Source organism: Dyadobacter arcticus, from assembly GCF_011762185.1.
Taxonomy (GTDB): domain Bacteria; phylum Bacteroidota; class Bacteroidia; order Cytophagales; family Spirosomataceae; genus Dyadobacter; species Dyadobacter arcticus.
In genome coordinates, this window is sequence record NZ_JAASQJ010000004.1 from 81,038 (window position 1) to 100,152 (window position 19,115).

A 19,115-nucleotide genomic window follows, 5' to 3' on the forward strand; every position below is an offset into this window, starting at 1 on the left:
AAAGATGATAGAACCGATTTTTTCCCACGCAGAACCCATGTTGCAGGTAGGTAATGTGGCGGAGACTGTAAAGTACTGGCAGGAAACGTTAGGTTTTCCAAACCAATGGACCTGGGGCGATCCCCCGACTCACGGGGGTGTTTCCTGGCACGGCGCATTTATTCAGTTTTCAGATAATCCTGAAAGTAATGGAAAATCACATGGAGAATCCATTTGGATGCGGGTTAGCCATATTCAGCAGCTTTATGCGATGCATCAGGAAAAGGGAGCGAATGTGGTAATGCCGCTTGCACGCCAGCCTTACGGTTTCGACGAATATATGATCAAAGACCTAAATGGCTACTACATCGCATTTGCCGCGCCAGCTTCGGGAAAAGAAAGTAAGTCCGAAACCCTGCCAGACTCGGTGAAAATATTAGGTCGTCGACCTACGCCGGTTGAATACCGAAATCTTTTTGCGGCTGTTGGGTGGGCCAACCCTTTATCAGATGACATATTACAAAAGCAATTGGATCTGATGCAATATGCAGTGGTTGCGGAAAACGCTGAGAATGGTGAAGCAATTGGCTGCGCCTTGCTATTTGGCGATGGATTTAGCTTTTATTATGTCAAAGACGTCATGGTGCATCCTGATTGGCAGGGCAAAAGAGTAGGGACTGCTATGATGCAGGAAATTTCCCGCTGGCTGAACGAAAATGCCCCCGATAAAGCGATGGTCGGTCTTTTTACCGGGGAAAATTTGAAGCCTTTTTACCAGCAGTTTAATTTTGGTACTGCTTATGGAATGGTCAGGACAATCTACCAGCCAAATCCATAATCTTCACCATGGTTACTGGATCCGCCCCAGAACGTGCCGTGTTGCCAATCAAAATAAATGGCATTGATCGGGCCGCTTGTCCTATGTTGGTAACTTAGCTTGTAACTCTTTTGAGAAAGTTCTTTTCTGGTCCAATCGGGCATTGCCTGATTGAGAATGAGTCCGCCCGGTATTTTTTCGTGCTCCCCGAAGCTGCCATACATTTGAAGCGTTTTGAAACTTGGAGCTTCCGTCGATTCCTGCACTGTCATTCCAAATTCCACAATATTCAAAAAGAATTGCAGCAGCAATTGATCCTGCTCGTCACCCGCCTGTTTGGCAAAAGAGAGAAACGGTTTCCCATCCTTCATCGCAAGACTAGGTGTAAGGGTAACCCTCGGCCGTTTGCCCGGTTCAACCACATTGAATGGATTTTCCTTCGCGTCCAACACAAACGACTGCATGCGCTGACTGAGCCCAACACCCGTATTTCCTGCAATACACGCAGGTACCCAGCCTCCGCTTGGCGTAATGCTCACCACCCAGCCTTCTTCGTCCGCAGCTTCCACCGACGTGGTACCTGCCGTGAATTCCTTCATAAACTGCTCACTTGGGCCGTTTTCATTGCGATTGGTTGATGCATGAAAGTTCCCCCAGGTTTTGATTTGGTCGAGATAAGGGTTCTTTTTGCCTTCGAATGGGTAGGGGTCACCTGGCATTACATTGGCATCATTCTTCTCCAAGTCTATCAATTTGATGCGCTCTTTGGCATATTCCTTCGACAATAAACCTTTCATCGGTTCTTCTGGCGCAAATGCCGGATCACCGTAATAAAAGTCGCGGTCCGCAAAGGCGAGATTCATAATCTGGTACAACGTGTGTACATAACGGGAAGAGTTATACCCCATGCCTTTCAGATCGAAATTTTCGAGCATGTTCAGCGCCTGTAGCATTACAGGGCCCTGCGTCCATTGCTGCATTTTATATACTTCAATGCCTTTATATGTAGTCATCAACGGTTCCTCAATTTTCACTTTCCAATTCGCCAAATCCTGTTCCGTGATCAGTCCGCCTTGTTCCTGCGTGCCGCGCGCGATTTCTTTGGCAATATCACCTTTATAAAACCGGTCATATGCTGCGTAAATAGCCTCTTTTCTGGTTTTTCCTTTTTTCAATGTTTGTTGTTCCGTATCAACCAGCTTTTGTAAAGTGGCCAGCAAGTCTTTTTGAACAAACATTTCACCTGCGTCAGGCGCCTCTCTTTTCTGTCCCAAATGCGGCAGGAACACTTTGGATGAGTATGGCCACTTTTTGATTTCAACTTTGTCGCGTTCGATTGCATTGGCAGTCTGGCCTTCAATCGGATAACCTTCCGCCATTTGCATGGCTGGGGCTAGAACTTCTTTCAAACTCATGGTACCATACTCCGCCAGCATGGTCATTAATCCGCCTGGCGTTCCCGGCGTTGTTGCCGCCAGAGGGCCATATTCCGGGGGATATTTCATGCCTTTTCCTTTATAAAATTCGGGAGTAGCCCCGGTCGGCGCCACACCCATTGCATTGATGGCGATCACCTTTTTAGTTTTTGGGTTATAGATCAAAGCCTGCGTTTCACCACCCCAGCTTAGCACATCCCACATGGTACAAGTCGCTGCCAGCATTGCGCATGAAGCATCGATCGCATTTCCACCCTTGCTGAAAATCATCGCCCCGGCAGTTGCCGCCAATGGTTTTCCCGTGATGCCCATCCAATGTTTTCCATGAAGCGGCGGTTTTTGGGTAGTAACAGGGAAGTTGTTGAAGGATTGGGCCTGCGATTGCAAACAAGCCGCCGCAAGAAGGAAAGGGGTGAATAGAAGTTTTAATTTCATGAGTAAGTGGTTGAGTGTTTTTTGGAGTCGGTTGCCCGCGAAATGTCAATATTAAATGTAATCAATTTCGGGTAAAAGGGAAAGATGGCTCAATCCCGCGCAGCAACCTGGTAACAATCTCGTCATTATAAATCACTTCCTGAGCGTGGGCTACTGAAACCGCGCCACTTTCGTTAGTTGGATTAAGGTAATGGATGTACATATCCACGTGCTGGCGTTCTAGCGTGAGTGGATCTACACCGGTGCTGATTACGTCTTTGATGAGTTCTTCGGCCATTTGAGGGAATGTAGTTTTGCGTTGTTTGCTGGACATGACCGTGAAGTGGTTGATGATTTGGCCCGGCAAAAAACGGTGCCGCACTTTCCGTTGCTCAACCCAAAAGAGGCAATTGTGTTCAAACAATTACGATAGCCACAGCCGTTCATCGGTATACGTAGCAATCTAAGGCGCAAAATACCGACAAATAAACATTGTCGATGCATCGCACCTCTTTTGAATTGAGCATCGTACACGTACGGTGTATGTTTTGGATAACCAAGAAGAACGATCAGGCGGTAAAGTTTGGAAAATGTCTACGGGTTATCGCTCTGGTAGTGAATATTTTATGGGATGTGAATGTGGGATTTTTCATTTATTTAACGGTTTCGAGAGATGACTAGACCGCACATGCTGCTTTTGACCAGTCGTAGTAAAATAGACTGAACTATGGCACAGAAATTTTGTTCAGCACTTTATAAACCGTAAATTTAAATCATCAGCAAAAAAAATTGTCATGAGAAAACCATATCACTCAACGTCTCCACAATCAATACAAGATTCCATTTTGAAAGGCGCCATCGCTTCAGCGCGTATTGAAGGAGTAGTTATTTCGGAAAAGAATGCACAAAAATCGCTCAAAAAAGTGCTTTGTGAAATCAAAAAAGTTGGTTCATAAGGCTAATCATTGGCTCATAGTTTTTATGTGCTACCTGTTGAACAGCTCTTACATATTCCTGAAATTTATTTTGATCTAGCTGCGTCCAATCTGGTATATCCGACCCATGTTTCCTAAACATTAGATTTGCTAAAACGCGAGATGTGCGACCGTTTCCTTCTCGAAATGGGTGAATGAATAATAATTCAGCGTGAGATCGGGCAACATGTTCGATTAACTCGGAAATACTGGTAAACTTTATTGAAAATGTTTTCAAAAATGCCTTTTCAAATTCGTGCATAATCTGTGGCAAGAATTGTGCAGAGGCAAATAGAAATCCTCCTTTTGAAAGATTAACATTTCTCCATTTACCGGCAAAATCATACAAGTCGCTCATTGCCAAGCTATGGATGTTAAGAAGATACCTGCAATCGAATTTAGTCTTTCTGCTCAGTTGTTCCGTCAACATTAGTTCGGCTTTGAGAAAGCCTTCAAACTCCACAACTGCAATTTCATCTGCATTTATTAATCCTAATTTGTTTACTGGAAATTCACCTTGGTCGAATGGAATAAGATATCTCACTTATAGTATGTGTTGACGAATAATTACGATCACTTTTATTTTGAAATTATTAATTGTTTTGCTGCGTGCAGCGGTCTTCAGACCGCTGCACGCGGAGTCGTAGTCGGAAGACTACGACTAACTTCTTAGCAGCCCTGGCTAATACGAAAGATATTTAATCACTTACTTCAAAACAACGAAGCCTGCATATACTGCCCTTCCGGCATTCCCAGTAGTGGAAACCTTGCAACAGTCTCATATTTAGCACCATTGATCAGCGATCTTCTCATTAACTTTATTTCACTAGCCTCGAATGATGCTTGAAATTCGCGATATAGCCAATCCATTACCGCGCTTTCGGTTTGCGGAGCAGTCATATTTCTCGCAACGGTGATATGTGGATCATCACAAAAATGATATTCTGCTGGCGCCCATTGTTTTACGTGGTTTCCGACTTCATTTCTCAGCTTTTTCACAAATTCAAGCACTTCCTCAGATGCATCGGACTCCAAATCAACATAAAATGTACCGTTTTCATATTTGTTGAATTGTGTCAGTGCGATCTGAAGAGGCGACATATGCCTGGCAACTTTTGAAAATCCCTGAATGATCCGATCGACTTTGCTCTCATGGATCGTGCATTTGAAAAGCGTAAGATGTGGTATCAGATTGGCAGCGTAGTGGCAACCGTAGTTCTCTTCAAAATATCGCTTTACGTTGTGAATCAGCGCTTCCGTGACCTTATCGCACGAAAGTACCAGCAGATATTCATACATGTGATGCCGGATGTTAACCAGCGTATTCCAGTGGTTGTTGTTGATGTGAACCCGTTTCATAGTATCATTATTGATGAAGTGTAATTACTTTGTAAAAATAGTAATTGGTATTTTAAATATCAAATAAATGATCTTAAAAATATCTATAATATTTTCGATAATAGGTTGAGACCGGGCAAATTGTGGGAATTTTAGCTGGAAATGGCGATTATTTGAGGTCAACGTTTTTTGGGGTAGTAAGGATTTTGTCAACGCACTTTGTGGACGAATTCGATTGGATAACTTTGTTCTACTAATTCACGAAAAAATATTATTAAATATGGAGCATCACACCATGGCACCCGCCAATGCGCATCAGGATATTCCGGGAAATCCTTCGACTGCAAAATCTAGTAATGTAAAATTGAATGATAGAAGCAATGGAAAACCCCTGCGTTTGCTAAGTGAGGCGGATTGGAATTTCTGGATTACAAATGGGTACATCGTTATAAAGGATGCGGTGCCGAAAGAGCAGGTTAAGAAAACGGCCGATTTCCTCTGGGAGTTTGAAGAAAAAGATCCAAACGATCCCGAAACGTGGTATACGCCGCCCCGCGCCGAAATGAAAATGAAGGAATTGACTAATACGGGCATGGTAGAGGTCTATAATCATCAAAATCTCTGGGATAACCGCCAGTTTCCTAAGGTGCATGAGGCTTTCACGGATATTTGGGGAACGGAAAAGCTATGGGTGACGATTGACCGTGCCAATCTCAACCTGCCTTTGCGGCCTGGATTCGACTATAAAGGCTTTATCCATTGGGATTATGATCCGGAAACGAAGCCGCAAAATGTACAGGGCGTACTGGCGCTGGCCGATCAGGATGATGAAAATATGGGAGGTTTCCAATGCATTCCTGAGCTTTTCAGGACTTATGATACCTGGAAACTGACGCAGCCCGAAGATCGCAACCATTTCCAGCCGGATACCACTGGCTTTGAATTGGTTAAGGTGAAAATGAATGCGGGTGATTTACTGATTTTCAATAGCGCACAGCCGCATGGTATCCGGGCTAATCGGAGCGAGAATAAAGTACGCCTGGCGCAATACATTGCAATGATGCCTGCCCAGGAGGACTATGAAGCGCTGCGTCAGTGGCGGATCAATTCTTGGAAAAACCGCGAGGCCCCGGAAGGTTATGCGTTTCCCGGCGATCCCAGAAATTGGGAGAAGATAAAATATGAGACGGCGGAGTTGTCGGATCTGGGAAGGAAGTTGCTGGGGTTGGATCGGTGGTAGGAGGTGATGCAGCTAGTTGTGTAGGAGCGTAATGTTAGCTGAATTTGTAATAAATGTAAGACGTCAGAGGCTATCCTTTTAGTTAAAGAATATGGCAACGAACTACTTGCAAACCTTCAATAGAACTTTATTATCAGCTGATTTTTAGGGAGTTATTATCATACCAATGAATAAATGAGTGCTTTACGTTAACTCAATTGCGAATCAAAGTTTGAATGTTAAAAATCACATTTGTGCAATCAATCACAAATGAACATTCATTTTTTAACACACCAATTGAGTATGAAAAGAATTACTTTATTAGCATCATTTATCTGGCTTTTCAGCTTTGCTGTATTAACTGCCCAAACTATTCCGCCGACCGGCGGAGGGGCTGCTTCGCCAAATCCTCCTGCCTCCTGGACGGGTCCTACTGCGTCGACATCGAATAAAACGAACTATCAGGGAAATGCTGCCCAGGTTTGGACTAGCAATCCGTTGCCTGGTGCTCCCGGTCAGGTGAACACGACTTTTTTAAGCTTGTATTCGAAAAATAGTGACATTTCAGGCGCATTTGTTACACTCACTGGGCTCGCACCAGGATTCACATACGAAATTAAGTATGATATGATGTCTGCGGCTGCGAAAATTGGAGCTTCTAATACGGATTGGGCATATACTGGTGAAATTGGTATTTTTAATAGTACTGCTCAGGGATGGAATAACATTGCCAGCGTCAGCAAACAGCACCAGTTTACAATTGCGGATCGTTCGAAGTGGCTTTCCAACGTGTTTACTTTAACGGCAAAAAGCACTACGGCAATTCTAGGTTTTCGAGCATTAGGACAAACTGCGAAGGGTTCAATTGTAAACCTTAATATTAACCCAGGTGCGATAAAGGTTGTGTGTGGAGTCAATCCGCAGGTACCATTAAGCAAGACCAGCGTATATAACAAATGCTTTCAGCCGTATGCCAATCTTAATGACGCATTTACCGGCGTTGTACCTCAAGGATGGACGTTGCATTGGTTCACAAATAACACTCATTCCGGAGGGGTCTTGTGGTTTCCAGGAATTATAAATACGCCTGGTGATTACTATGCTTTCTTTTATAACGGTACTTGCTACAATACAAACCTCAGCACGGCGAAAGTTACAGTTAGCATTAATCCAGCGCTTCCCAGCGATGGTCAGGTTATACTTAGCAAAAGTGCTATAATTAACGAGTGCCCTGTTACAACAACAGTGAATCTCAACAATGCATTTACTGGTGCCCTCCCAGCAGGCGCAACTCTTTTGTGGTATACCAATCCCACCCATTCCGGATTGCCGGTTGCGGATCCGGCGCATGCCTCAGTTTTGATCAGCACCTATTACGCATTCTATTATGATGTAGGGAATGATTGCTACAATACTGCTAATTCCACTTCATTTGTAAAAGTGACCAAGAGGCCCTGTGACCAGGCAGCGCCCTCTTATTTTGGGTTGAACGAAAATTCTGAAACCAAGTCAGACATTGTAATTTATCCAAACCCGGTTAGGGATGAGATTCAAATCAAGACAGCTGATTTAGATCAGATTTCCAAAATTCATATCTATGATTTAACAGGTTTGGAAGTTTACAAGTCGGGAAAGGTACCTACCCGGACCATTAATGTGAAACACCTGAGTTCGGGGACATATGTGGTAAAAATGTCTAAAACAAACGGCACAGCCAGCAGCTATAAAATCTTGGTTTCCAAATAAAAAGTAATATCTCTACCAACGCCAACCTGTGCTCAGGTTGGCGTTGGTTTTTTGGTATAGTTATTTTGCAGTTATCCTACTCACTAAACAGCTCAGCCATGCCGGAAATATGTGATTTGGAAGTCTTCAAAGACAATCTCAAAAAGGTTTATAAAAACAAGAAATTGGAAAAAGTTGTGATTGGGAAAGACACCAAAATAAAATCTTCTGAGAAGGAATTTAACGATAGTATTTCGGAAAAGACATTGAAGGATATCTCGCGACATGCAAAAGAACTCTATTTTAATTTTGGTGAAAATGACGTTGTCTCGATGCATTTAATGCTTCATGGACAGTTGAGTATGCCAGACGATGTGCCTGAAAAGTTCATTATCGCATTCATTTTTGAGGGTGTTAAACCGTTGGTTTTGAGTGATTACCAAAAGGTGGCCAATGTTACCCTTAATCCGAAAGAGAATAATGTCGTAGACGCACTTTCAAAGGAAATGACTGCTGAATGGCTGGAAGGGCAATTGCAAAAGAAGAAGGCGGCGATCAAAACAGTTCTGACAGATCCAAAAGTGATTGGAGGAATAGGCAATGCTTATGTTGATGAAATCCTCTGGGAAGCCAGAATCGCCCCCGATTCCGTCGCTATGCATATTCCAAAACGGCAAGTACATCAATTGGCGAAAGTGATTACAACCGTTATCCACGATTCAATCAAAAAAATCAAAGAGACGCATCCCGACATTATCAGCGGCGAGATTCGCGATTTCATGGCAGTACACAATCACAAACGCAAAACCAGCCCGACTGGGGAAGAGATTTTAACCAAGCAAGTTGGGGGAAAAACGACTTATTATACGAACGAACAGGTGAAGTATTAAAACTTTAAATTTCAATAATAATCCAATGTCAGGCCACGTTCCTGCTTTTGTAACCGCTGTTATAAAACCTTCAACTTAATCCTTACATTCAATGAAAGCAACTCCTTTGTTTGTCTGCTTTTTAGCGCTTGCTTGTGTCAATGCATTTGCGCAGTATGGCGGGTCCAGGATTCCAAACGGGGAACCATCTAGTTTAAATTTTACGCCTGATGCAAGAAGCGCGGCTCTGGGAGAAGCAGGTGTGGCCTTAAACGCCGATGCGAATGCGACATATTGGAATCCTGCAAAACTTGCATTCGCTGAAAGGGATTTCGGTGCAGCCGCTTCTTATACGCCTTGGTTAAGCTCTTTGGTAGAGGATATGTGGCTTGGATATGCCAGTGCGTACAAGAAGTTAGGCGAAAAACAGGCGATAGGCGCATCAGTCAAATATTTTAATTCTAAAATTTTTTATGCAACCGGTAATTCTAAAAATGGCTCCGATATAGCCGTCAGTGGGATGTATTCCAGACACTTAGGACAGAATTTTTCGATGGGGTTTACTTTAAAATATATTTCTTCAAACATTGGTACCGGTGTTATAAATATGATCGCTTTGAAACCGGGACATGCTGCGGCGGCTGACCTCAGTGCTTATTATCATAAACAAGTTAGAAGCGGGGATTCGGGGGAAGATTTTAACTGGTCATTGGGCGCAATCTTATCCAATCTTGGCGGGAAAATAGATTTCGGTGCGGGTGGCGAATATTTTTTGCCAACCACTTTGAAAGTGGGCGGCAGCATTTCGTACACAGCCAGCGGAAAGCATCGGTTAAATGTAATTGCAGACCTGAGCAAGCTGACGGTGCCCACCCCAAACAACATTCAAAATCCAAACCTACAATCATCATGGCAGGGTGTCTTACACTCGTTTTCAGACGCTCCCGGCGGATTCAAGGAAGAGATACAAGAAATTGCCCTGGCCATGGGGGCGGAATACTGGTATAAAGACATGGTTGCTTTGCGGGGAGGGTATTATGGGGAAGATAAAAGAAAGGGCGATCGAAAATTCGTGACAGCAGGCGCAGGTGTGCGCATTTTAAAGAACTACACGGCCGACTTTGCATATTTGTTTCCTGTAACTCAGGGGAGCCCGCTGGCCAGAACGCTTCGGGTATCAGTTGGAGCCTATTTTGGCGGATAAAAAGGGAGACGGCTTTCTCAATTGTCATTGTTAAAAGAACGATCTTTATTTGAAAGTGCATGCAAATTGTAGCGCGTATAACGTATTGCGTTCAATTTTGTCAAGGTGCGTTCGTCAGTTGGAACAGGGTTTGTATCAAACTGAACAGGGCAGATAATTTTCTGGTAAATTGGGTTTCGAATGAGAATTTAATTGACAATTTTTTGATTGCTGTGAAAAACTTAATACGCGTTGTGATAACGATTTCCATTCTTAATTTTCCTGTTGCGGGGCAAAAGGTCTTGCAACAAGAAAATTGGAAATACGTCGCCGGCAAAGAAAATATTAAAGTTTATAATCGACCTGTTTCTAATTCTAAAATTAAGGCACTAAAAGCAGAGATGATTCTTGATGCAAGTGCATTGGAAGTCGTTGAACTGATTATGGATGTTGCAGCTGCAAAAAGGTGGGTTTGTCATACCAAATCTTGTGAATTAATTCGCAAAGTTTCGGAAAATGAACTGTACTACTATACTGAAGTAAGCCTTCCGTGGCCGCTTGATAACCGGGATTTTGTTGCTCACATCAAAGTTTCAGAAGATCCGGTTACCAAAATTGTCACGGTGGATGCGCCCGCCGTTCCGGGATGGGTTGCCAAGAAGAAAGGAATTGTCCGTGTTGATCATTCAATTGGGTTATGGAAAATTCAGCCCATTTCAGCAAAAAAGGCAAAGGTAGAATATGTTCTGCAGGTGGATCCGGGTGGCGCGATACCCGCGCATGTTGTTAATATGTTTGCAAGCCAGGGCCCGATCGAAACTTTCATAAACATGAAAAAGGAACTGAATTTAAGATCCCTTAAACGTGCTGAAAATGGCAATATAAGTCCGGTCAACAACGCACCAACCCGGCATTGACCCCAATGAATTTATAAGTAGGTCTTCAACGAGCGATACTTTCTTACTGAAATGGTTTAAGATTTACGACAGCAATCATGGGAAAAGGGAAAGACCTTTTTGGTCACTACAACGATCTCGCGAAGCAAAAAGGGCCGGGTTCTAAGGAAAGCGCTTATGCAGGTGTTTTGTTTCAGGCGCTGTTGATGGTTGGCGAACGCAAAACCTTCGAACTCCTGGAAGAAGCCGATGCACAAGGCAAAAAACTCAAACTCCAATACCCGGAAGAAACTAAAAAAAGCGCTGCACCCACGGGAATTATTCTGGTTTGATCCCACCAGTCGTATAGCCAGGAAAGTGGGTGGTCAATTAATAAGTGGAATTGGTGTAACGGAAAATGAAATTTCGGACAGTTCGTGTAACTTGTATGGATATTTATCCAATTGCAAATGAACAGTTTAGCTTCAAGTAAGCCACAGTCCAAAGCGCCGTCTGTCCACTGGGAATGGTTTCAGAAATACAAGCTGTACCACATTCCGTTTTGGATTGGCTATAATTACCTCTGGTGGGTGGTGGCAATGGGAAATCCGCTGACAGCCGCCAATAACATTCTGTTCACACCCCTGGCTTCAAAATTTATTTTCTATCTGGTTTTTCAGACACTCGCCGTCTATTTCAACCTATATTACCTCATTCCGAAGTTTCTTGAAAAAGGCCATTTTGCGACATACATGGCCTGCCTGCTGGTAACTATCGCCGTCACCGCCTCGCTGATCGTGCCGGGCTATCACATGGGCGCATACATGGCGGGCATGACTTTGGAAGAATTATATGGAAAAGGAAATTATGATGTGATCCACATGGTGGTAGGAGGGCCACTTTCTTCCACAATAGCCGTGATTACCCTGGCCATGAGCATTAAGCTGACCAAAAACTGGCTTCAAACCCAAAGAAGACAACAAGACTTGGAAAAGGAAAAGTTGGAAACGGAGTTAAATTTTCTCAAATACCAGTTCAACCCACACTTTCTCTTTAATAGCATCAATTCCATATTTTTTCTGATCCATAAAAACCCGGATATGGCCTCAGCTTCGCTGGCGAAATTCTCCGAGTTACTCCGTCACCAATTGTATGAGTGTAACGACCATGAAATCCCGCTTAGTAAAGAGATTACTTATCTTGAAAACTTTATTGAGCTGGAAAAGCTTCGCCAGAACGATAACCTTCAGGTGAATTTCGAATTTGCAAAGCTGGGAACAGAACACCTGGGAATCGCACCTTTCGTCCTGATGACATTTCTGGAAAATGCTTTCAAACATGTTTCCAAGCATAGCAACGAGGCAAACTGGATCGAGATCAAACTAGCAGTTGAGAACGAAAAACTCGGCTTTTTTATCGCAAACAGTACTTCACACGACAACGGAAATGATGTTGTGAACTATGGTGGTATCGGTTTGAAAAATGTGCGCAGAAGATTGGATCTTATTTATCCGGGAAAATATGAATTGGATATCATAGATAAACCAGGAAGTTTTGAAGTGCAATTTAACGTGATACTGGAAATTGTAATGTTAACGCCGACGGCGCAAATTGCTTAAAATGAACCAAATAGATGATTAGATGTGCCATTATCGACGACGAGCCTCTGGCGAGGGAAGGGCTTGCAGATTATGTCCGCGAGGTGGATTTTCTGCAATTGACTGGTACCTGTGAAAATCCATTGGAGCTGATGACGATGATGGACAAAACCCAGGTCGACCTGATTTTTCTAGATATTCAAATGCCAAAAATGAACGGGATAGACTTTTTGAAAATCGTACAGAAACCGCCGATGGTGATCATAACGACAGCGTATCCGAGTTATGCATTAGAAGGTTTTCAGCTGAATGTGCTCGACTATTTATTGAAACCGATCACATTCGACCGGTTTTATAAATCCGCCAATAAAGCCAAAGACTACCATCGTCTTCTGACCAGATCCCATTCTACGGAAGTCAAAGGCGAGATTGTTGAGAACTACTTTTTCATCAAATGCGGCAGCAAGTACGAAAAAATCTTTTTTGAAGACATTCTTTTTATTGAAGGCATGCAGAATTACGTGACTATATATACGTTGAAGGGAAAATACATTACGCTGCTGAATCTCAAAAACTTGGAGCAAAGCCTGAGCAGCCGGAATTTTATCCGCGTCCATAAATCCTACATTGTATCCATTAGTAAGATCGAGGGTATTGAGGGTAATGAAATATTTATCCTTTCCCAGGTAGTACCCATCAGCAGGAATTACCGGGAACAGGTTATTGAGCAGGTTGTTAACAGCAAGTTGCTCGACAAAAACAAGGGCGTGTAATAACGCTATTTAATTTGGAAAAGGATCTTTACGAAATCCTGATTCTTTTCCCGTTTTTCGCTTTTTGTGATGTCTCTGTCAAAAGGACGGTTGACGTTATTGGAAGCAAGATCTTCGAGCCGTGTATCCACGATCAGATCGTAAGTGCCAGACTTCCAGCTTTCTGTTGGAACGAATAAACCCGTTTTCTCCTCATTTCTGAACTGCCATTTTCCAGGCGTCGATTTGCCTTTTTCATTGGTAACTTGCAATACCTCATCCAAAAGTCCGTGGTCCAGCGGTTCCTCAAAATCAACCAGCAATGCCGCAGGGGTTAAGGATTTGGGTACCGTTATTTTCCAGGATTTCGGCATTGGTGAGAGACTGTCGCGGCCCACAGTAATAAATGACTTACTATAAGTTTGATCCAATGACGCGCCCTGTCCATCTTTCCATTTTTGAGAAATCATAATCCTGTAACCCTGGCTTTTCTGCATCGGAGCGCCCAGCCGTTTATTGGGCTGTAAATCGCGTTTGATCCTGCCAGGGTCCACCCACAATGTTAATTGCGTCCGATCCTCATTCCAAAGTTCTGGTTGAAGATCAAGGAATGCGCCTTTAACGGTATCCGCATCAATTTTCAGCAAAACAACATATTCGGCCGACTTTCCTTCCTGCATGGGCTGAGAAAATTGCAGATAGATTTTGAGCAGGTTTTCGGGCAATGTATCCTGCGTTGGATAGATGGCCAGGATTTTCGGCGCTTCGGAGGCTTCGGGTTTTGGTACTGTAAATGTCACAATGCTTTCTTTGCCAGAAAATATCTCATAATGCATTCCCCGCGTGAATGGAATGAGTGGGGTAAACATAATCACATTGTTTTCAATGCTGGCTTCTCCGAGAATCGAGGCGGGGAAATCGGAACCGCTCGTGCCTTGCAGGCGGATAAAGATATTTTCAGGTGATCGGCCGATATTATTGGCAATTGAAACCGAAACTGCCTTTCTATCCTTCCAGACAATGGTCGCTTTTGCCGTCTCCTGATTAGTAGAGCAAGAAATGAGCAGGACAATGACAAAAAAAGTCAGGCTACACATGACGTGCAACCTGACCCTTATAACATTCAATTTCTTAAAGATAGCGTTCACTCGAAGTCCAAAGATCAAGACTGCCATTTGATCTGCGTTGCAGCAAAATCATCCGAGAATCGTCCAATTTATCCATCTGGATTACATTGGTGACTGGCAGGGATACGAAATCGACACCTGCTGTGGCGAAACTTTCCTCTACCGGAGTGGTCAGCGAGCCCTGATATGCCTCTATGCTTTTGTATTTTACTTTAAATACAGGTCTGGCCGAATTCGCCATCATTAGGAAGGATTCATTGCCTTTTTTGACAGTGACCATATCAATCGGCTGATTTCCGCTGCCCATCTCGGCTACCGTTCTGCCTTTTACGTGCGTACCTGGTTTTAATTCATCCATTGGGAAAAGTACAAGCGGCGTGCAGGTATAGCTGGCTACCAGATACTTTTTGCCATTGATGTCAGCGGTGGTGAATGTCTTGATGGGCGCGAGTGTTTCGTATTTTCCATGCGCCGCATGATAAATTTCCAACGTAGCCGCATCTTGCTTATCCGAAAAAGGAAAAGGAATGCTGCGGAAGGTGGAATTGAATTGCTGTCCCGAAAGCCCGCTTACCAGCACTTTCCCATCTGCAAAACCAATATCCGAAATGGCCGAGACGCGGATTTTATTTCCACGCTGGTCTTTTGCGTCTTCAGAAGGAACATTGTTCAGCGCCAGACTTGAAAAGGGAACATTCTTGGTGTTTACCGCCTCAATTTTGTCACCCATTATTTTAAATAAAACAGGCGTTCCGTCACCGCTTTGAACAGCACAGTAAATCGTTTTTGAAACCGGATTCACCGCAACGTCCTGGATCATAATGTTTTCTGCTGTCGTTCCGAGCAGCGCAGCGATTTTTTGGTCAATGTTCTTGATTTCAACCGCAGCCGCTGAACTATTTGCAGCTGCATCTTTGGTATCCATCGCAAAAACCATCCCGCTTTTCGAGTCACCGATAAACAGTACGCCATCCGGACCGAAAGTCAGCGCGCTGATTGACTTTATCTCAGGTGTACCCACTTTAAAGCCGTATTTGGCTTCCGCAAACCGGTTCGTATTTGCCAGCAACGCCACTCCCGCGCAGAGTACAGCCAGCCCAAAATACATTTTTTTCATATCCGTTTAGTTTAGTGATTCGTGTCTGCTCCAAGTTAGTGAAAAGAAGGTTTGCGTATCGTTCTTACCTGTTCAAATCAATTTTTTATTATTAAACTCTACTGTTATTTCCCTGTTATTCAATGCCTTTCCAATACTCCCGGTCTATTTGATAAACCGCGCAATGATCCAGGTCAAATATCCTGTTTTCCACAAAACGGAATCCCAGTTTTTCATAGAACTTCCGCGCTCTGAAATTTGACTCCAGAGGATCTATGATGACAGCGGTTACGGCTTTGTCAGTAAAGCAGCGGTCCAATGCGAGTTGCATCATGATCGTTCCATATCCTTTGCCCAAATCCTCGCTTTCGCCAATCCAGATATCAATAGCACGCAGATTATTGGAAATATCGCCCCAATAATGTGTTTCTTCAAGGGCCGGGTCTATAATCTGGATAAAGCCTATGGGCCTTCCTTCCAATTCAGCGATCAACTGTTCGCGCCATTCAGGCGTTTTCGGCAATTCCGTTTCCCATACCCAGTCGTCATTCGGATCCGACGCAATGCTATGCGGCTGCTCGTCCCAGTGTTGGAGCAGGGCGAGATCGTCGAGGGTTGCGGGTCTTAATGTGATCATTGGCTAGATGAAATTAAAAGGAATTAGACCGCCTAATTTAATATGTTTGTTCATAATTGAAACAACCTATCGATTGTAAAGTGGATCAAGAAACATGCATTGGAAAGTAAAAAACTTAAAATATTGAGACAGGCTCTAATTAAGGCACAAAGAATCGGACGGGTAGAAAAGTTTGATCAGGAAGCGTTTATAGGAGAATTGAAACGAAAATTTATTCACTGAATACTCCCAAGTCAAAATACATTAGTTTGGTGTCTTTATTTCGATTAGTATGTTCGGTAGGAAGTTCAATGAATCCATTTCTTGTATAGAAGGAAACGGATTGCAGATACGCATCTACAATGATAAATCTGCAACCGGTTTTATTGCCAATAAAAAACGAGTACTTGATCGAATTAATTAATTTCTTCCCAAAGCCGTCCTTCTGGAATTTTTCGTTGATCGCAAACCGCCCGATCTTTACCGCTGGGTAGCTAGATTTTCGCTTTGTAAAAGGAAATAAATTTTTGACTCATTAAGGAAAAAATCGTTAAGATCTTCGTCTCCACAATCGAAATACTTAAAATCGTAGTCATCAGTTAGCCTAGTGAGGCCATCAATCATTTATTACTTATTTTTTAGAAAATGAAGCAATAAATTCAGAATCGTTTTTGAGAGCAGCAAACTCCTCTGCCGTAGCCTTTTTTGTCCTGTTGCTAAAAAGCTGGTTATTGAATTTGAGAGCAGCTTTGCCTCGTAGTACTGGTGTCTCTTTTATAGGGCGTGCCATAGTATGAGTTTTGAGTTTTTTTGTAAAGGTAAAATATATTGTAGTTTTTTAAAATAACGATCAATCCTATTTCTCCCCAACAACAGCCATAACCAGCGTCGCCGCATTCTCCGCAGCAATCTCATAAAAAGTATCCATGTCAGCCTTCGCTTTATGATTGGCTTTATCGCTCAAACTGCGGATAATCAGAAACGGTACATTTTGCAGATAACAAGCCTGGGCTATGGCGGCGCCTTCCATTTCGGTGGCTGCCGCATTCAGATCCTTCATTAAACGTTTGGTGACGATTTCCGAAGAAACAAAAACGTCACCCGTTACAATAATGCCTTTTTTGACTGCCGGGGCAACGTTCCCCTCGTCGCGGTTCACTTTGGTGAATTTTAATCCTTTTGAAACAGCCATTGCTTTTTGCACCAATGCGGAATCACAGCTGAAAAATGCCGGATTTTCCTTTTGGGTAAATGGGTTTTTAGTAGCCCAATACTTCATGCCATCATCACTCAATGCGCCAAAATCGTGGTAACCGACCTGCGTTCCGATCACAATATCACCCGGAGACAGTGCGGGGTCAACGCCTCCCGCTATTCCTGAGAAAACAATTTCTCGGGGTTTGAAATGCTGGATCATTAGCGTGGTTGTGATTGCAGCATTCACTTTTCCAACCCCGGTTTGCGCCAGAACAACGGCCCGTCCGTTCAGCTTGCCTTTTGTGAAACGGACATTGCTGATCACGGTATCTTTTGGGTTTTCCATTTTCTTTTGCAAGAGAACGAGTTCAGGTGGGAAAGCACCCAGTACGCCTGTGATGTCTTGGGCTGCAACAACGTATGGGGAGGAAAGGAGGAGGGAGGAAAGGAGGAGGGAGATGAGGAGTTTTTTCATTGTTGTTTTAAAAAATCAGGGCTAGAATGGCGAATAGGTCAATGATGATAAGTGCGATGCTGATTTCATGGGCCCTTCCGGTGAGGACATGCAAAGCTGTCCAACTCAGAAATCCCCAGATAATGCCTTGGGTGATTGAATAGGTAAATGGAATCAATACCATTGCCAGAAATGCAGGAAATGCTTCATGAAGTTGGTTCCAATCAATTTTAATCACGGGTTTCATCATAAAAACACCAACCAGAATCAATGCGGGAGCGGTTGCAATGGCGGGTATTGCACTTAATAATGGAGATAAAAAAAGAAAAGGGAGGAAAAGAACAGCGCCGGCAATTGCAGTTAATCCCGTCTTTCCACCTTGTTCAATACCCACAGCCGATTCAATGTAAGCAGTTCCGGGGCTGCTTCCGGCCAATCCGGCTATGGTAGTTGAAAATGCGTCAACAATTAATGACTTGCGCATATTTCTTGGCTCGCCATTTTCGTCTAGTAAATTGGATGCTTCTGCTAAACCGACAAATGTGGAGAGGCTATCGAACATATCAGTAAACACAAATGCTAAGATAATCGGCGCCAGGCTCCATTTCAGGGAGTTAACCAGGTCCAATTGAAAGATCAGGCTGAAATCCGGCATGGCAATCAGGTTGCTGATCGTGATCACCGGTTCAGTGCCGCCCCAGTATCGCCCAATCGGCCAGGCCAGAAGGCTGGTTATCATAATGCCGATCAGAATGCTGCCCTTAATGTTTCGGATCAGCAAAACCACAGTGATTAAAAGTCCTGCAATGAACGTCAGCGTCGACGCATTTAAATTTCCCAAAGTGACCATTGTAGCCGGACTCGCCACAATGAATTTGGCATTTGCAAAACCAATTAATGTTATAAAAAGGCCAATACCCGACGCAATTGCATAGCGCAAGGGTTTTGGAATTGCCTTTACAATGTAAGACCGGATGTTAAAAACAGATAGCAGCAGAAAAAATACGCCCGACCAAAACACAGTCCCTAACGCAACCTGCCAACTCAATTTATCATTCAAAACCGCCGTATAGGTGAAGAACGCGTTCAGTCCCATTCCCGGAGCGACGAGGATTGGGTTATTGGCATAAAGCCCCATCATCAGGCTGCTAAAAAACGAAACCAGGATTGTAGCTGTTAAAACTGCCGAAAATGGCATTCCGGTCTGACTTAAAATCGACGGATTAACCACGATGATGTAAGCGGTTGCCAAAAAAGACGAAACACCCGCCAGAATCTCTGTGGACACGGATGTCTGCTCGTTTTTTAGCCCGGAAAAAGAAAACATAGGAGTGTGGTTTATCTCAAATATATTGATTTTAATCGAATTGGAAGGATTTAGCAGCTTACGTTTTGAGTTCGGGGGCCGAAATTAAACTGATATCTTCAAGTAAGTTTGAAACGTCC

20 protein-coding genes and 1 pseudogene are annotated in these 19,115 nt (G+C 43.5%); 11 read left to right on the forward strand and 10 right to left on the reverse strand.

The features are described 5' to 3' along the window. Positions 1-4: 4 nt before the first annotated feature. On the forward strand, positions 5-817 hold the full coding sequence (locus FHS68_RS19230; RefSeq protein WP_167273598.1) for a GNAT family N-acetyltransferase: 813 nt from the start codon (positions 5-7) through the stop codon (positions 815-817). Here the strand turns inward: FHS68_RS19230 and FHS68_RS19235 are convergent. After that, on the reverse strand, positions 799-2,667 hold the full coding sequence (locus FHS68_RS19235; protein WP_167273601.1) for a gamma-glutamyltransferase family protein: 1,869 nt from the start codon (positions 2,665-2,667) through the stop codon (positions 799-801). The two genes, FHS68_RS19230 and FHS68_RS19235, sit on opposite strands and share 19 nt — an antisense overlap. A gap of 61 nt (positions 2,668-2,728) precedes the next feature. Further along, a complete protein-coding gene (locus FHS68_RS19240) occupies positions 2,729-2,980 on the reverse strand; it encodes a hypothetical protein (protein ID WP_167273604.1) in 252 nt (83 codons plus the stop codon). A 460-nt stretch (positions 2,981-3,440) separates the two neighbouring features. Between FHS68_RS19240 and FHS68_RS19245 the strand changes: the two genes are divergently transcribed. Next, entirely contained in the window at positions 3,441-3,602 is a 162-nt protein-coding gene (locus FHS68_RS19245) for a hypothetical protein (protein ID WP_167273606.1), read from the forward strand. Here FHS68_RS19245 and FHS68_RS19250 read toward each other — a convergent pair. Together FHS68_RS19250 and FHS68_RS19255 are read right to left on the reverse strand one after the other, a co-directional pair. Beyond that, complete coding sequence (locus tag FHS68_RS19250; RefSeq protein ID WP_167273609.1) at positions 3,583-4,164, reverse strand: Fic/DOC family protein; 582 nt, start codon at positions 4,162-4,164, stop codon at positions 3,583-3,585. The two genes, FHS68_RS19245 and FHS68_RS19250, sit on opposite strands and share 20 nt — an antisense overlap. 167 nt (positions 4,165-4,331) lie before the next feature. Beyond that, complete coding sequence (locus FHS68_RS19255) at positions 4,332-4,979, reverse strand: 2'-5' RNA ligase family protein (protein WP_167273611.1); 648 nt, start codon at positions 4,977-4,979, stop codon at positions 4,332-4,334. A 259-nt stretch (positions 4,980-5,238) separates the two neighbouring features. On the opposite strand from FHS68_RS19255, the gene FHS68_RS19260 reads away from it, so the two are divergent. The 8 genes from FHS68_RS19260 to FHS68_RS19295 all read left to right on the forward strand — a co-directional run bounded on the left by FHS68_RS19260 (position 5,239) and on the right by FHS68_RS19295 (position 13,200). Continuing rightward, positions 5,239-6,198 carry a phytanoyl-CoA dioxygenase family protein gene (locus FHS68_RS19260; protein ID WP_167273614.1) on the forward strand — a complete coding sequence of 320 codons (960 nt, stop codon included), beginning with the start codon at positions 5,239-5,241 and terminating at the stop codon, positions 6,196-6,198. A 282-nt stretch (positions 6,199-6,480) separates the two neighbouring features. After that, the gene (locus FHS68_RS19265) at positions 6,481-7,923 is read left to right on the forward strand and encodes a T9SS type A sorting domain-containing protein (RefSeq protein ID WP_167273616.1); all 1,443 of its coding nucleotides are present in this window, start codon (positions 6,481-6,483) and stop codon (positions 7,921-7,923) included. Positions 7,924-8,021: 98 nt separating this feature from the next. Further along, entirely contained in the window at positions 8,022-8,792 is a 771-nt protein-coding gene (locus tag FHS68_RS19270; protein ID WP_167273619.1) for a DNA-formamidopyrimidine glycosylase family protein, read from the forward strand. Between the two features lie 91 nt (positions 8,793-8,883). Then, positions 8,884-9,975, forward strand: coding sequence for a type IX secretion system outer membrane channel protein PorV (porV, locus tag FHS68_RS19275; protein WP_167273621.1), 1,092 nt, complete (start codon positions 8,884-8,886; stop codon positions 9,973-9,975). A gap of 212 nt (positions 9,976-10,187) precedes the next feature. Then, positions 10,188-10,871, forward strand: coding sequence for an START domain-containing protein (locus FHS68_RS19280; protein WP_310588606.1), 684 nt, complete (start codon positions 10,188-10,190; stop codon positions 10,869-10,871). A gap of 77 nt (positions 10,872-10,948) precedes the next feature. Beyond that, positions 10,949-11,182: a hypothetical protein gene (locus FHS68_RS19285; protein WP_167273626.1), complete on the forward strand. Its 234-nt coding sequence runs from the start codon at positions 10,949-10,951 to the stop codon at positions 11,180-11,182. A 117-nt stretch (positions 11,183-11,299) separates the two neighbouring features. Continuing rightward, positions 11,300-12,448, forward strand: coding sequence for a sensor histidine kinase (locus tag FHS68_RS19290; RefSeq protein WP_167273629.1), 1,149 nt, complete (start codon positions 11,300-11,302; stop codon positions 12,446-12,448). 14 nt (positions 12,449-12,462) lie between these two features. Continuing rightward, positions 12,463-13,200: a LytR/AlgR family response regulator transcription factor gene (locus tag FHS68_RS19295; RefSeq protein WP_167273632.1), complete on the forward strand. Its 738-nt coding sequence runs from the start codon at positions 12,463-12,465 to the stop codon at positions 13,198-13,200. A 5-nt stretch (positions 13,201-13,205) separates the two neighbouring features. Here FHS68_RS19295 and FHS68_RS19300 read toward each other — a convergent pair whose 3' ends face one another. The 3 genes from FHS68_RS19300 to FHS68_RS19310 form a co-directional block, all read right to left on the reverse strand. Beyond that, the gene (locus FHS68_RS19300) at positions 13,206-14,354 is read right to left on the reverse strand and encodes a hypothetical protein (protein ID WP_167273634.1); all 1,149 of its coding nucleotides are present in this window, start codon (positions 14,352-14,354) and stop codon (positions 13,206-13,208) included. Beyond that, a complete protein-coding gene (locus tag FHS68_RS19305) occupies positions 14,311-15,423 on the reverse strand; it encodes a hypothetical protein (protein WP_167273637.1) in 1,113 nt (370 codons plus the stop codon). The genes FHS68_RS19300 and FHS68_RS19305 overlap by 44 nt, the downstream gene beginning before the upstream one ends. A gap of 115 nt (positions 15,424-15,538) precedes the next feature. Next, the gene (locus FHS68_RS19310) at positions 15,539-16,039 is read right to left on the reverse strand and encodes a GNAT family N-acetyltransferase (RefSeq protein WP_167273640.1); all 501 of its coding nucleotides are present in this window, start codon (positions 16,037-16,039) and stop codon (positions 15,539-15,541) included. 99 nt (positions 16,040-16,138) lie between these two features. Here FHS68_RS19310 and FHS68_RS26825 point away from each other — a divergent pair, with 99 nt between their 5' ends. Further along, positions 16,139-16,261 (forward strand): type II toxin-antitoxin system ParD family antitoxin, encoded by a 123-nt coding sequence (locus tag FHS68_RS26825; protein ID WP_374757525.1) that lies wholly within the window; start codon positions 16,139-16,141, stop codon positions 16,259-16,261. On the opposite strand, the pseudogene FHS68_RS26830 reads toward FHS68_RS26825, so the two are convergent. The 3 genes and pseudogenes from FHS68_RS26830 to FHS68_RS19330 form a co-directional block, all read right to left on the reverse strand. Then, a pseudogene (locus tag FHS68_RS26830) lies at positions 16,251-16,502 on the reverse strand (GNAT family N-acetyltransferase); the annotation flags it as partial. The gene FHS68_RS26825 and the pseudogene FHS68_RS26830 overlap by 11 nt on opposite strands. A gap of 372 nt (positions 16,503-16,874) precedes the next feature. Next, positions 16,875-17,690: a 5'-methylthioadenosine/adenosylhomocysteine nucleosidase gene (locus tag FHS68_RS19325; RefSeq protein WP_167273645.1), complete on the reverse strand. Its 816-nt coding sequence runs from the start codon at positions 17,688-17,690 to the stop codon at positions 16,875-16,877. 7 nt (positions 17,691-17,697) lie between these two features. After that, the gene (locus tag FHS68_RS19330; protein ID WP_167273647.1) at positions 17,698-18,996 is read right to left on the reverse strand and encodes an NCS2 family permease; all 1,299 of its coding nucleotides are present in this window, start codon (positions 18,994-18,996) and stop codon (positions 17,698-17,700) included. Positions 18,997-19,115 lie beyond the last annotated feature (119 nt).